General features: G+C 66.0%; 11 protein-coding genes. 6 read left to right on the top strand and 5 right to left on the bottom strand.

Annotation, left to right across the window (positions count from 1 at the left end):
- Window positions 1–512: 512 nt before the first annotated feature.
- On the top strand, window positions 513–1,088 hold the full coding sequence (locus ACH34T_RS39650; protein ID WP_396026149.1) for a hypothetical protein: 576 nt from the start codon (window positions 513–515) through the stop codon (window positions 1,086–1,088).
- 164 nt (window positions 1,089–1,252) lie between these two features.
- Here ACH34T_RS39650 and ACH34T_RS39645 read toward each other — a convergent pair whose 3' ends face one another.
- The 3 genes from ACH34T_RS39645 to ACH34T_RS39635 all read right to left on the bottom strand — a co-directional run bounded on the left by ACH34T_RS39645 (window position 1,253) and on the right by ACH34T_RS39635 (window position 2,560).
- Window positions 1,253–1,441, bottom strand: coding sequence for a hypothetical protein (locus ACH34T_RS39645; RefSeq protein ID WP_396026148.1), 189 nt, complete (start codon window positions 1,439–1,441; stop codon window positions 1,253–1,255).
- A gap of 565 nt (window positions 1,442–2,006) precedes the next feature.
- Complete coding sequence (locus ACH34T_RS39640) at window positions 2,007–2,273, bottom strand: hypothetical protein (RefSeq protein WP_396026147.1); 267 nt, start codon at window positions 2,271–2,273, stop codon at window positions 2,007–2,009.
- On the bottom strand, window positions 2,171–2,560 hold the full coding sequence (locus ACH34T_RS39635) for a transposase domain-containing protein (RefSeq protein WP_396026189.1): 390 nt from the start codon (window positions 2,558–2,560) through the stop codon (window positions 2,171–2,173). Before ACH34T_RS39635 ends, ACH34T_RS39640 begins: the two co-directional genes overlap by 103 nt.
- Window positions 2,561–3,604: 1,044 nt before the next feature.
- Here ACH34T_RS39635 and ACH34T_RS39630 point away from each other — a divergent pair.
- From ACH34T_RS39630 to ACH34T_RS39610, 5 genes are all read left to right on the top strand, one after another.
- Entirely contained in the window at window positions 3,605–4,627 is a 1,023-nt protein-coding gene (locus ACH34T_RS39630) for a tetratricopeptide repeat protein (RefSeq protein WP_396026146.1), read from the top strand.
- Between the two features lie 914 nt (window positions 4,628–5,541).
- Complete coding sequence (locus ACH34T_RS39625) at window positions 5,542–5,829, top strand: YciI family protein (RefSeq protein WP_396026145.1); 288 nt, start codon at window positions 5,542–5,544, stop codon at window positions 5,827–5,829.
- 7 nt (window positions 5,830–5,836) lie between these two features.
- The gene (locus ACH34T_RS39620; protein ID WP_396026144.1) at window positions 5,837–7,051 is read left to right on the top strand and encodes an RNA polymerase sigma factor; all 1,215 of its coding nucleotides are present in this window, start codon (window positions 5,837–5,839) and stop codon (window positions 7,049–7,051) included.
- Between the two features lie 1,138 nt (window positions 7,052–8,189).
- A complete protein-coding gene (locus tag ACH34T_RS39615; RefSeq protein ID WP_396026143.1) occupies window positions 8,190–11,168 on the top strand; it encodes a TIR domain-containing protein in 2,979 nt (992 codons plus the stop codon).
- Between the two features lie 475 nt (window positions 11,169–11,643).
- Window positions 11,644–12,249 (top strand): hypothetical protein, encoded by a 606-nt coding sequence (locus ACH34T_RS39610; protein ID WP_396026142.1) that lies wholly within the window; start codon window positions 11,644–11,646, stop codon window positions 12,247–12,249.
- A 51-nt stretch (window positions 12,250–12,300) separates the two neighbouring features.
- On the opposite strand, the gene ACH34T_RS39605 is transcribed toward ACH34T_RS39610, so the two are convergent.
- Both ACH34T_RS39605 and ACH34T_RS39600 read right to left on the bottom strand, forming a co-directional pair.
- Window positions 12,301–12,750 carry a DUF4231 domain-containing protein gene (locus ACH34T_RS39605; protein ID WP_396026141.1) on the bottom strand — a complete coding sequence of 150 codons (450 nt, stop codon included), beginning with the start codon at window positions 12,748–12,750 and terminating at the stop codon, window positions 12,301–12,303.
- A gap of 435 nt (window positions 12,751–13,185) precedes the next feature.
- On the bottom strand, window positions 13,186–13,572 hold the full coding sequence (locus ACH34T_RS39600) for an ArsR/SmtB family transcription factor (protein ID WP_396026140.1): 387 nt from the start codon (window positions 13,570–13,572) through the stop codon (window positions 13,186–13,188).
- Window positions 13,573–13,617: the final 45 nt, after the last annotated feature.

The following is a 13,617-nucleotide window of genomic DNA, read 5'->3' as shown; positions in this document are numbered from 1 at the left end:
GCATTCAGAACGTCGCAGCATGTGGCCCTATCGGCCCAGTCGCCAAGAGGTACGTCGACAGAGACAAAGCCTGCCGCCGCGCCCGCAAAGAGGTACTGCGGAGCATCAGAAGCGGTCGCGACCCGGACTGGGACGACGTCATCCGCGACTCCATTCCGAGGGCGTCGAAGCCTCCGCGACGCCATCGGCCTTCAAAAAGTCCGGGGCATCACACCAAGAAGCGCCACGCGAACCCGACTCCGCCCACCTCGGGACTCGACCAACCCGCAGCCCGAGGTGATGGCCATTCCCCTTCACCGGAATGGATTCCCGCCACAGCACAGACGGCGAAACCACCCCAGCACAAAGACGAACATCCCCCAAAGCCGCGTCGCGAGCCAGATGACGGCGCACCGTGGCTGGCTGTCTCGGGCGGCGGAGCGGCAACACTCCTCGCCCTGATCGGCGGTGCCATTCACGCGTGCAGAAGACGGCGAACCCTCACCCCGGCGGTGCTGTCCATGCTCAACCGCATGAAGCACGAGGCGACGCCAGGGCTCGCAACCCGGGCCGGCCCCGCAGCTCTCGCCGCACGCCAAGAGACCTTGCTCAGCGCAACGGGGATCTCCCTCACAGGCCCGGGAGCCGAAAACGCCGTCCGCCACCTGGCCATTGATGCCCTGACCAGCCGAAGAAATCGCGTCGTACTCAGCCGGTCCGACGCCCGGCGACTCTTCGGCATCGATGCCGACACCCTGCGGGAGGAACGAATTCCTGGGCTCGCCCTCACGGACGACTCTGAACACACGCGCAATCTCCTAGCTCGCCACGCTTCGTCTCAGAACGTCCTCGTCAGTTGCACCGACGAGGTCGAAGAGTTCCGCAGATCCTCAGCCCACCACCGAGGCGACCTCACGATCGTCACCACATCGCCCGGGCCGGGCCCGTCCGCAAACATCTCGGCCGACGGCCATGTTCTCCTTAACACCACCAGCTGCCCTCTGCCTGATTGGGTGCCACTGCTGTCGACATCCGGTGCCTTCACCCAGCTCATGTCCATGCCAACCCTTGCCTGCCAGCCGCCCGCCTCAACAGTCATCCACAACTAGACCGTGTCCCGTGAACTCGGGGCCGTATCTTGGCGTGCGGGTGGTCATCAGCGGCCCACGGCCTTCGAGCGTCGATCTGGGGCAATATGGCGACCATGCCGCGACGAGTGGTTGGGGGCCCGGCGGTCGGGCCCTGGGCCAGGAGCGCTGAGGAACGTGAAGCGCTACGCGTCCGCGCCGAACGCGAACGGCTGGCGCAGGAACGGGTGTCCGCGGCGTTGCGGATGGCTGACTTCGCCGCCGCTGAAGCCGCCGGATACCACCGGACGGCCGTACGCCGGCTCGCTCAGCTCAACCGCGAGACCGGCGATGATATGGAGTGTCTCGCGGACCAGTTGAACACCGAGGGTCATGTTCGCCCGCCTGGACGTGAGTGGGATTTCAGTGGTGTCGCCGCCTGCATCGAGCTGCTGTGGCCGTATATGAGCCGTCATCGGTGGTCGAAGAGCCACGGCACCTACCCCGGGTATCTGGGCGGGCTAGGCGACACGGTGCCGACGTTCAAGGTGCACGGCCCGCAGCGATCTCGGTACAGGCGCCTACGGTGTGGCGCGCGCTATGGCCGACGGGCTGGCCGAACGCCGATCACCGCGACCCCCACCAACCCGCTTCCCAGACTGCAAGAGTCCGAACTACGGTGTCGGCATCGATGAGAAGGGCCGCGAACACAGCATCATCGCCACCCTCACCGACCCGGCCAGCCACGGGGCGCCGAACCGGTCGGCGCGCAGTGACCAGCAGGCCGCCGCCGCCGACACTAGGAAGGGGGCCAGGTGACAGATGCAGTTCTCGGCTGGACGTGGACGTTCTTTGCAGAGCTACCAGCCCTTCGCTGTTGATCCGCGCCAAGATTCTCGCCCAAGGCGACTGCCACCAGGCAGAAGATCTCGTACACGATGCGTTCACCGACGCTTGCGCTCAGTGGGAGACCGTCGGTTCGATGCGGCCAGAGAGCCAGCACCGGTGGCTCTTCAGCATGCTTGTTAACAAGGCCGTCGATACCTGGAGAAAGATCGGGCGCGTCGAGGTAACCGACGACTGGACAATCTCTACGACTGCGACCTCTCCCAGCACCACGGCCCTCACCTGCGGGAATCCCAGCGGTGTGTGCTGCATGGTGGCCGGGCCGTCGAAGGTCTTGCCGTTGCTGACCGAGTCGGGAACGTCGATCTGCGTGCCGTCCAACGCGCCAGCAGCCGCAGCCGCAGCCACCATGCCCCGGGCGTTTGCGGGGTGGCTAACGGTCCCGCGACCTGACGGAACAGCGTCTCCAGCACTTCGGGCCCGAGCCGGGCCCTGGCCCGAAACAATGAGGACCGGTTCGCCCTCACCAGAGCCGTACTCCCGGGCAGACCTCCGGTGAGCAACTGCAGGATCTCCTCGTACGACTCGCGGGCGGACAGGCACAACGCGAGCACGAAGTAGACCACCAGCCGAGATGGCAGCAGCCTGCACTGCCGCTCACCCCGGATCGTGCTGGGCGATCGCGCTGTCCACCAGTTCCGGGGTGAAGACCTCGGTCAACACCCCAAGATGCGCTCTCAGCCCGACGGCAGAGCATCTTCTGCCGCATCCGTCCCCCGACACGGGCAACACGCTCAACCCGCCGCAGGACACTACGGACCGGTACCACCGACCCGTAATGCCTGCGTTCTGCATCCGTGATGCCGGTTGATCATGGGGTGAACGGGGAACCCCGTGGTTCCCCAGACCCCTCCTTGGTCCGGAGGGCACATTCGCGCGAGACGGTCTGTCACGGGTTTCGCGCCGTTCGCGCGAATGCACCCTCCAGATCTGTGCGGAGGGTGCTACGTGCGTGCGGACGAGGGAAGCCGGTATACCCTGGCCAGGGATCTAGGGATCAAAGCCACGAAGCGTGTTGCGGCACTGGCAAGAACACGTTTGGGTAAGGTCCATGACAGTGACGGCTACTCGAAGGTCCCTGCGAAGAGGTATCTTCACCGCCGTCCTTGCGGCCGTTTTGGCGACTGCGACGAATGTGGCCATCAACTTTGCAACAACTGAGGCAAGCACCCTTAGATGGAGTGCCGTAGTCGTGCTGACGTTGATGAGTGGCCTTTTAGTGATGCTTACCCATCCTGGAGAGCAAACACGAGACTCTAGAGCGCCTGATAAGCCTGCCGTACACGTAAGGATAACTGATCCAAGTAGGACAATAGACTTCAAAATCTACAGTGATGAGGTCGCACTTCAGCCTGGCTATATTGATCAATGGTTGAGAACGGCTCATGGATCGGGTGAACCCAGCCGTACAGACGAAGGGTCAGGTACGGATGAATGATCGTGAGCTAGAACGACACATTCACGTCCTTCGGGATCGCCTTGGTAACGATCTGGCCACGCGCATCGATCTCGCCACTGCCCTAGATCAGCTAGGCGTCCGTCTGGCAAAAACGGGTGATGTACGGTCGGCCCTTGAAGCGAGCACGGAGGCGGTAGACCTTTATCGAAATCTGGTCGAAGCTGGGTCTCATAGTCACCTTCCTGATCTCGCCGTGAGTCTGAACAACCTCGGCAACAGCCTGGCGCGAGTGGGGGACGTGAGAGCGGCGCTGGAGGCCACCCGCGAAGCCACAGACATCTACCGGAGCATGGCCGAGGCCGAGCCCGCCGCCCACCTCCCCGATCTCGCCCTGAGTCTGAACAACCTCGGAGTCCGCCTGGCGGGAGTGGGGGACGTGAGAGCGGCGCTGGAGGCTACCCGCGAAGCCACAGATATCTACCGGAGCTTGGCCGAGGTCGAGCCCGCCGCCCATCTCCCGAGTCTCGCCAGCGCCCTAAGTAACCTTGGCAACAGCTTGGCGGGAGTGGGGGACGTGAGAGCGGCGCTGGAGGCTACCCGCGAAGCCACAGACATCTACCGAAGCTTGGCCGAGGTCGAGCCCGCCGCCCACCTCCCCGGTCTCGCTAGCACCCTGAGTAACCTTGGCGTCCGCCTTGCGGAGGTGGGTGAGAGGCGTGCCGCGTTGGAGGTCACCCGCGAGGCGACGGGCATCTACCGAAGCTTGGCCGAGGCTGAGCCCGCCGCCCACCTCCCCGATCTCGCCCTGAGTCTGAACAATCTGGGAGTCCGCCTAGCGGAGGGGGGTGAGAAGCGGGCCGCTTTGGAGCCAGCCCGCGAAACCGTAGAGATCCGCCGACGGTTGGCGGAGGGTGAGCCCGCCGCCTATCTTCCCGGTCTCGCCAGCGCCCTGAATAACCTCAGCATCAGCTTGGCGGAGGTGGGGGAGGTGAGCGCAGCGTTGGAACTGGTCCGCGAGGCCGTAGAGATCCGCCGACGGTTGGCGGAGGGTGGGCCCGCCGCCCACCTTTCCAACTTGGCCATGTCGCTCTGGGCTAGCGCATGGATCAGGAATGCACACGGTATCGACCTCGCCCAAGCTGCCACCGCTGCAGATGAAGCGATCGCTATCTATCGAACGCTGGTCGAGCAGATCCCCGAAGCATTCACCGGGTTTCTAACTGCAGCAGAACAAACCAGACGTGAGATATTCGATCAACTCGACTCAGCCTCTTAGCATCCATATAGATAGAGAACAAAGGCAGTAGAGAGTTAAGCGACCCTCAGCAGTGCACGCAGCATGCAATTGATCGAGAGCCGCTCGGTTAGTTGTAGACTTCATGCGCCCAGGTGCATGTAAGCGGGCCCACCCCGCGGGAGGACGGACGCGCCGTAGGTTCAGGAGCATCGCGTGGAGGGCCGTCGCGGCCCTTTCGGGATCGGGGACCTGGTGGCCCGAGGCAGTGAGTTCTCGGTAGAACGCTTCGGTGACCTCGGCGGAGGACTGATCGTCGACCGCCCACGGGGCGTCGACAGCGTGACGGAACCTGCCCGAACGCAACCCGAAGGCGATGGTGAGGGGTTCGTCGGGGGTGCCCGTACCGCCGAGGACTCCCTCGCAGGAGGAGAGCTAGCCATTGACGCGCCGGGCAGCCGCAAGGCGGCGAGTTCCAGGCCTGTCAGGTCTCCGTCACGCAGACAGAGCCCACCCAGCCCCCAGGTTGGCGAGATCATGAACACTATGCCCCGCATAGTGCAGGTAGCGATGGGCCGGCAGAGCGGACACCATTGCCGTTCGAGTGGCCTCGGATCCGCGGATCACGTACGTCGGGACGCCCGAGAACCGCTGCACAGCGGAGATCTCCCGATCGGCGTGGTGGAGCGCCGAACGTTCGGTGACCACCGGAGCGACGACCGGCAGTCCGTCGAGGCGCGGTTCGACGGTCTCGGCGGCGCACAACTCGGCCAGCGATCGGCAGGGTCGGCGTCATCGACGGGATGACACGGTCGAGCACTTGGTTCTGCGGCTCGGGCCATTGTTGGGAGGGGTGGGCGGCGTGGATCGGCAGCAGGAAAAGGGGGCCGGTGGGGCACCACCACAGTGGGGTCGGTGAGACGCTTGCGAGCCGGTCTCCGGAGTGGATCAGCGGCATGCAGAAGCTCATGATGGAGATCGATGGCGAGCTTCGGGAGAACGGCGAGCTGGTGGCGAGCGACGCGCTCGTCGACCCGGCCCAGGCGACCACGGTGCGCTTCCACAACGGCGCGCCGCTGCCGACCGACGGGCCGTTCGCCGAGGTGAAGGAATCCCTTGCGGGCTTTTGGATCGTCGACGTGAGCGAGGAACGGGCCGTCGAGATCGCATCGCGGGCGGTCGCCTACATCGAGTTCCCGATGGAGATCCGCCGCCTCATGGACCACCAGCCGGACCACTCGTGACCGAGTGGTGAACGAGGAGTCCGTCGGGGACCTGCTGCGCGAACTCGCGCCGCGGGTCCTCAGCACGCTGGTGCGCCGGCACGGGCAGTTCGACGCGTGTGAGGACGCGGTGCAGGAGGCGTTGCTCGCGGCGGCCCAGCGCTGGCCGGCCGACGGCGTGCCGGATCGGCCGCACGCGTGGCTGCTGACCGTCGCGACCCGGACGCTGGTCGACTTCTGGCGCCGCGACAGCGCCCGGCGACGACGCGAACTGGAAACCGCCGCACTCAGGCCGACCGGAATGGCGGAGACGGCGGACGTCGACGACACGCTCGTCCTGCTGTTCCTGTGCTGCCACCCCGACCTGACACCCTCCTCCCAGCTCGCCCTGACGCTGCGCGCCGTCGGCGGGCTCACCACCGCCGAGATCGCCGCCGCGTTCCTGATGCCGGAGGCGGCGATCGCAAAGCGGATCGTCCGGGCCAAGCAGCGCATCCGCGCGTCGGGAGCCCGGTTCGAACTGCCCGCCGCACAACAGCGGCAGGCGAGGCTCGACGTCGTCCTCCACGTGATCTACCTGGTCTTCAACGAGGGCTACACCACCAGCGCCGGACCCGTCCTGCACCGCACCGACCTCACCACTGAGGCGATCCGGCTGACCCGCCTGCTGCACCGTCTGCTGCCCACCGAGGGCGAGGTCGCCGGACTCCTCGCGCTGATGCTGCTCATCGACGCGCGCCGAGCCGCCCGCACCGACACCGCCGGCGCGATCGTGCCCCTCGCCGAGCAACGACGCGACCTGTGGGACGCGTCCGCGATCGCCGAGGGCGCCGCGCTGGTGACCCGGACGTTGGGGACCGGGCCGGTCGGGCCCTACCAGATCCAGGCCGCCATCGCCGCCTTGCACGACGAGGCCGCGACCGCCGACGACACCGACTGGCCGCAGATCCTCGCCCTCTACGACGTCCTGGACCACGTCGCGCCCGGCCCGCTCGTCACGCTGAGCCGTGCCGTCGCCCTCGCGATGGTGCACGGCCCCAGCGCCGGGCTGGCACTCCTCGGCACACTCGACGGCGACAACCGGATGGCACACTCCCACCACCTCGAAGCGGTCCGCGCCCACCTGCTCGACCAGGCCGGCGACGCGGCCGCGGCCCGCGAAAGCTACCTGCGCGCGGCCCGGATGACCGCGAGCCGCCCAGAACGCGACTACCTCACGCTACGCGCCGCCCAGCTCGCCTGAACACACCTACCGGCGCCCACACGGTTCACCCCATCACCGACCCGTTCCCCTTGCCTGCGCGGGCCGGTCCCGCGAGCAGTTTCATGCCCGGCCGGCCCGGCGGTGTGGTTGAGCATCGACCGCTGGGGCGTCTCGGTGACGGTGACGCGTTCGCGTAGGTCCAACACTCCGGCCAGCCCACACATCGGCAGACCAGCCCGTTCCGTCTGCGGCCTTGGTTCAGGTGCCGCAGGCCATGTAACCGGCGAGGATGTAGTTGCGGTGGCGGTCGAAGTTGTTGCGGCTCGGTCGTGGTGCATAGGGGATAGCTACGGGCATCGACTGCCTCTCCTCGTGATCGACGGCACGAGGATTCCAGCAACGCGACACCACCGAAGCCGGGACACATCATGCCGCCGCGAACTTCTCGAACGAAAGCTGATCTGGAACCAGCAGCACCTGCTCCACGCCCTCCGCAAGTTCGAGGCCTTCTACAACCAGCATCGACCCAACCAGGTCATCGGCAACGCCCGGCCACTCAGACCGCTACCTTCACCGATCACCGACCCTGACTGAATCGCCAGCCTGGACGTACGAAGAAGGCAACGTCTGGGATCCCCCAACGAGTACGAGCATGCCGCTCGACCTACGAAGGCGTAGTCTCCGCTAGCGCAAGGTCACCGAACGGATCCGCCGACGGCGACACGGCATCTCTGATGCCGATACCGGCCTTGCCCAGGCCCTGGCCCTGGCCGTACGTGGGCCGCTACCACATTGACACCAGCGGTCCACTGACCACCGTCCTGGACCCGGCGTTCCCAATCCGTCCGCCCTCACGGCGCCGACCACTGGCCCCGCCCTCTACCTCTCGTCCGGCTAGGCCCCGACCGGGGAAAGTGTCGGCAGGGAAGTGGCTCCACTGTGGATCTACGTCTGTTCAGTCCGCTGCCTGCCAAAAAGCGGCGGCAGTCTGCCTTGGCCTGCCAACAACTGATCGCCGATTCACCGACGACAGGGCAGGCCGATGCAGGCCACTGCCGAGCTCTGCCATAACCGTTAATTCGGAGAGATAGTCGTCAGTACGGAGGAGAGCAGCGCTGGAAGATCGCTTAGGTAGAGCCCCGACGAACTGGTTGGGACGGGAGCGGAAGGAGTTCTCATGAGCAATCCGCCGATGGCGTTCCTGAGCTACGTGCGTGCAGACGACCTACTCGACGATGAGTTCATCACCGCGTTCCGTGAACGTCTGACCAGGGAGGTCCACGCGCGCGGGGTCACCGATTTTTCGATCTTTCAAGACCGCTTCGACATCGAATGGGGCCAGGACTGGGCGCAGGAGATTGATACGGCTCTTGCGAAGGTGACCTTCCTGATCCCGATCCTCACCCCGCGGTTCTTCCAAAGTGCCGGGTGTAGGTATGAGGTGAACGCCTTCGTCCGGCGCGAGGAGCAGCAAGGGCGTCACGACCTGATCCTGCCCGTGTACTACCGTAAGGCGTCTCAGATCGATGACCCAGATGAACAAGAGCGCGACCCCGTCGCGAAGGCGATCGCCCGACACCAGTTTATGGACTGGCGAGAGCTTCGGAACACCAAGATCACAACAAAGCTGGCGAAGGATAAGGTGGATGATCTGGCCGACCGGATCGTCGGGCGGCTGAAAATCGATCAGCACGGCGGTGGCCATCCGCGCGGGGAACGGGTGCGGGTGCTCAATCCTCCCCCCGATTTGGTACCGGCTGCCTTTCATGATCGCGTGGATGTGCTGCACGAGCTCCTCGCACTGCTCGATCGCCCGGACGCCCGCGCCGTGGTGCTCGCGGGCGACGACGGCATGGGTAAGACCGCGATCGCCGCCGAGGTCCTCCCCCGCCTGCGCGAACGCCCGGACCCGCGGGTGGACGTCTTCGACTACCTGTCGGCACGCGGGTTCCGGCCGGTGAACGCGGCAACGATCATTCAGGATCTGGCGCTCGCGCATCCCGTCGAGGCGGTGCGCAGCCGTCTTGGCGAGCGCCTGCAATCGGACCGCAACAGTTGGCTGGTCAAGCTCGACCAGGTGTTGGGGGAACTGACCGGTACCCGCGTGCTCATCGTCATCGACGACGCCGAAGACCTCCTCGATGCCGCCACCGGAGCGATCCGTGACAGTGCACTGCGCGATCTGGTTCAGGATCTGTGCAAGCGTGAGGACCCTATGGTCCGGCTCCTGCTGGTCACTTCGAGGGCGCCCGAGCCACTTTTCCGCGGTCACAGCGCCGATGAGTCACTGGCGCTGTCCGAGGGCCTGCCTTCCTCGGAGATCATTCCCTTCCTGGCCGGGCTCGACGGCGGCCGCGTGCTCGGCCTCGCGTCGGCGACGGGCCTCCAGGATCGCCTCTTCGACCTGACGCGCGGCCGTCCGCGCACGCTCGAGCTCGTCTACGCAACGCTCGCGGGTGATCCCGGCGGCACGCTCGCCAGTTTGCTCGAGGCGATGCGGGGCGTGTCGGCCAAGGACGCGAGCAAGGTCTTGCTCGAGCGGCTGGAAGGGCAGCTGTCCAGTGCGGAGCTGCTCGTCCTGCAAGCTGTCGCGGTTTTCGGCCGACCAGTTCGCGCGGAGGCGATCAAGCAACTGCTCAGTTCCCACCTACCGAACCGCGACGTATCCGAGCTCGTCGGCGGGCTCGCCCGACGTCGGCTTGTACGGCGCGACGGCGATCGGTTCTACCTGCCTCCGTCCGAGGCCGCGCACGTCCGGGGACAGATCAGACGGGGCCGGGCCGCCGACCGCACCGGGACGTCGCCGCCATGGACCCTGATCGCACTGCTCCACGGCGCTGCCGACTACTTCCGCGCCGAGGCCGAACGGGCGGTCGTCAGCCGCATTGAGAACTTGGGGCCGCACTTCAGCGAGATCGATCTGCGGGTCCAAGGTGGCGAGTACGAACGGGCGTTGGAGGCGATGGACGGCCTCGATGACGAGTACCTGGAACGGTGGGGACACAGCGACGCGCTGACGCGGTGGCGCCAGGCCATCAACCCCAAGCTGGACCGAGAAGACAAAATCCCTAACCTGGAAAGGATGGCGGCGGCCAAGCGCCAACAGGACGAACTCGGTGCGCAGATAGGCCTCCTCCAGCGGGCCCTGCGGCTCAATGGTCCAGCCGATGAGGGCGACGCTGAATACGACCTCGGCCTACGTCTGAACCTGGCCGGCGCCTATTTCGACAACTGGCGCCTCAGCAAGGCTCGGGCCGGATATGTAGAATGCCTGACCCTGGCACGTGAGCTGGCTAAGCCCCTCGACGAGGCGATGGCGCATCAGGGATTAGGATTCTGTCTCGTAGAGACGGGTTCATTCTCCGAGGCCGCCCGCCATTACGACGAGGGGCTCGCCATCGCCGAGGGAGCTCCCCATGAGGATCAACTACCCGCCACGATTGCCGAGCTGTGGCTGAACCGCGGCGTATTGGAGTTCTATCGGGGCCGGACGATCGAGGCTATCGAGTCGTTGAAGAAGAGCCGATCCCTCGCCGAGGATCTCGGTGATGTGCTGTTGTCCGCACAGGCCATGGATGCGCAGGCCCTCGCGGAACTCCATTTCGGTGCGATCGACAGGGCAATCGAACTCGCTGAGCAGGCCGCGAACATCGGAGTGCGGTCGGGCGTCGCCGAGGTGTCCCATGCCGCCGCCGAGACGCTCACCCGCATCCAACTCCAGACCGGCGAGATCGAGGGCGCCCTGGTGACGGCGCGGGCCGGAGCGCGTATCCGCCCCGGTCGCAAGGCGGCGGGCCTCCTCGCCGTGCGAGGCATCGCCGAACTGCGCCTGCGGCGCCCGGAGGCCGCACATCGCTGCTTCCTCGGCGCACACCACCAGGCGAGGGAAGTGCTGAAGTGGGAGAAGGGCGTCTACCAGGTGCTCGAGACCAACGGGCTGGTACTGACGGGGCTGGTGCTTTGCGGTCAGACCGAGCACCTGCAGAAGGCCGAGAAGGCGTACCACAGCGCGCGCCGCATCACACGAGAGCCCGGTGCGGTATGGCTGTGCGTCCAACTGTTCGAAGCGCTTGCCAAAGGAGCCGATCCCAAGCTGCTGAAGGGCGTCCGCGATGCCGCCATGGGAACTAGGAGCTCGCCCTCCAGCCCGGACTGAACTTCATTCAGGACCTCGGCGTTACGCACAAAACCGTTCGCGGGCGGCTTCGCCCACCAGGGGACCGGGGGCCCGCGGTACAACGACGAGATAATCGGCCTGCATAATCGGCCTGTCCTACTAGGCTAGGGCATCCGGCCCTACGACAACCCCCTGCGGTGAACCGTATTCGCCAATCAGCTGGTTCTCTTCTTGCGCGGCCGAGGTTGCCGGGTTTTGCGCGGAATCTTCGGAACCTTGCGCCGCAGCTTCCGGCGCGGTCGGCGCCCTTTTCTGAAGATCACCGCGAGGTCACCCCGCCGATGTTGCATCCCGAATAACCGATATCCACGGTAGTGCGGCGCGAGCGAGCGGGTCCATGACGCAATGCCGTGACGGGGATCCGCCACGGCGGGCCGGATCCCTGGCGACACCCTGCCGCCGTCCGCCAGTATCGGCGCCGTATCAGACGGACGGGCGAAGGGGCCATGGGACCATGCGCGTCAGGATTGCCATCTGCGACCCGCTCCCGGTGTTCAGACGCGGAGTACAGGCGCTCCTGCGCGACGCCGGTATCGACGCCGAGGCGCCGGACGATCTGCTGGCATGGCTTCGCGACGAGCAGCAGAAGATGGTGATCCTCACGGTGCGGACGCCCGGTGATTGGACGCTTCTCGACGAGCTGCGGAGAGCCCATGAGGACACGCTCGTCATCGCGATCCTCGACGAGGCGAGCGTCAGCAGCCACGTGCGGGCCCTGACGACGGGAGCCATCGCCGCGATACCTCGCGACGCCACGGCGCGGACGATGCGCGAGGCGTTCGTCGCCGCGCTGGACGGCCAAGCCCTCGTGCCGCTGCGTGTGTTGCGGGCCCTGACGTCACTGCCGCACGCAGTACAGGACCCCGCCACACCGACCGAGGTCGAACGGGCTTGGCTGCGCCGACTCGCAGAGGGCACCACGGTCAACGAACTGGCCTCGCATGCCGGCTACTCCGAACGCATGATGTACCGGCTGCTCCGCGAGCTTTACACGAAGATCGGTGTCAGCAGCCGGGTGGAAGCGCTCCTGCGCGCCCGTGACGCAGGCTGGCTGCAGTAGACCGCGCCATGACCAGCTCGCCGTAGCCGCGGGCGAACGGCGAGGATACACTCACTTCTTCTCCTTGGTGTCAGTCCTGGACACGGCGATCTGCAGCCACTTTTCCATCTCCTCGTGCTCGATCCGCGTGATCGCGCCGACCAGGCGCTGGTCTCGGGCGGCCGGGTCATCGTAAGGATGGCCATGGGTGAGATACAGCCTTCGCTCTGCTTCCACGGCCTCCCTGCAGGCGCTGAATCTCAGGAAATCGTCCTGCCAGTGGAAGATCGACCGCAAGCCGGTAATGATCACGACGAGCCCGCCGAGCACGGCGGGGATCCTGGCGTCCCGTGTGACCAGCACGGCCGAGACGGGGATCGCGGCCGAGACCAGCAGATGTAGGCATTCGGACAGCCGGAAGAAGCGCCGGGCCTTCCTCGCGGCACGGCGATACCATTCATACGAGTTGTCGGCAACGGCAAGTGCGTAACTTTCGGGAGACGAATTTCCCTGCTCGCCCATACGCCGCTCCTAGAGCCGAGGACACCCGTCCGGCCATGATGCAACCCGCTCAAGATATGCGCTAGAACGCTGGGAACATGGCGGGGCGGCGACGGATGAGCATGCAGAAAAGGGCACTGACGTCGGCCGTCTGCGCCAACCAGGCCCCCTGATCCCGCTCCCCTCGCCATCCGAACTCTCGTGACCTTGACTTTGATGCCGGCAACGGCCAGGACCTCGTCAACGAGGCCAGGGACTTGCCGCCTGGAGTCCGCTGGGTTCGGTGAAGTCCTTGAAGCCAGCGTGATCTTGACTGGCAGGGAGGAGAATCACCGCGATGGCAGGATCGCGCAAATACCCTCAGGAACTCCGTGACCGGACTGTACGGCTGGCTCTGGAGTCTGACCGTCCGATCGCACAGATCGCCGCGGATCTGGGGATTCACCGTGAGGCCGGTCAGGCGTCGGGGCTGGTCGGTGGGATGTGGGTGCAGCAGATCAGGGCGGCGGCGTTGTCGACGGCCAGGGCGCGGGCCCGGACGATCAGATCGACGACGCGGGGGTCGCCGGTCGAGTAGCGCAGCTTCTTGCCGTCACGGCGGGCGGCGACGTAGCCGCAGTCGACCAGGCAGGACAGGTGGACCGAGACCCGGGGCTGGGAGATGCCGGCGTGGACGACGCAGTCGGCGGAGGTGCGTTCGCCGTCGAGGATGAATTCCAGCAGCTTGAGCCGGGTGGGGTCGGCCAGGGCGCGGAAGAACGTAGCGACGGTGTCGGTGTGCGTGCAGTCGGCGGCGTCCTCGGATCCGGTAGGCCCAAGGGTCGTGGGCGGAGTCGATGTCACGGGTACCCTTCCACCTGCTGCTATTCGCTTTCCCGCATAGTAAGG

Origin of the sequence: Actinomadura sp. 9N215, assembly GCF_044326345.1 — a bacterium.
Lineage (GTDB): Bacteria > Actinomycetota > Actinomycetes > Streptosporangiales > Streptosporangiaceae > Spirillospora.
This window is presented reverse-complemented; position numbering and strand designations above follow the sequence as displayed.

Bases quoted from the DNA above. Each gene is read 5' to 3' on its own strand.
- ACH34T_RS39650 (WP_396026149.1), top strand. From the start codon at position 513: ATGAAGCACGAGGCGACGCCAGGGCTCGCAACCCGGGCCGGCCCCGCA.
- ACH34T_RS39645 (WP_396026148.1), bottom strand. From the start codon at position 1,441: ATGACCCTCGGTGTTCAACTGGTCCGCGAGACACTCCATATCATCGCC.
- ACH34T_RS39625 (WP_396026145.1), top strand. From the start codon at position 5,542: ATGCAGAAGCTCATGATGGAGATCGATGGCGAGCTTCGGGAGAACGGC.
- ACH34T_RS39615 (WP_396026143.1), top strand. From the start codon at position 8,190: ATGAGCAATCCGCCGATGGCGTTCCTGAGCTACGTGCGTGCAGACGAC.
- ACH34T_RS39610 (WP_396026142.1), top strand. From the start codon at position 11,644: ATGCGCGTCAGGATTGCCATCTGCGACCCGCTCCCGGTGTTCAGACGC.
- ACH34T_RS39605 (WP_396026141.1), bottom strand. From the start codon at position 12,750: ATGGGCGAGCAGGGAAATTCGTCTCCCGAAAGTTACGCACTTGCCGTT.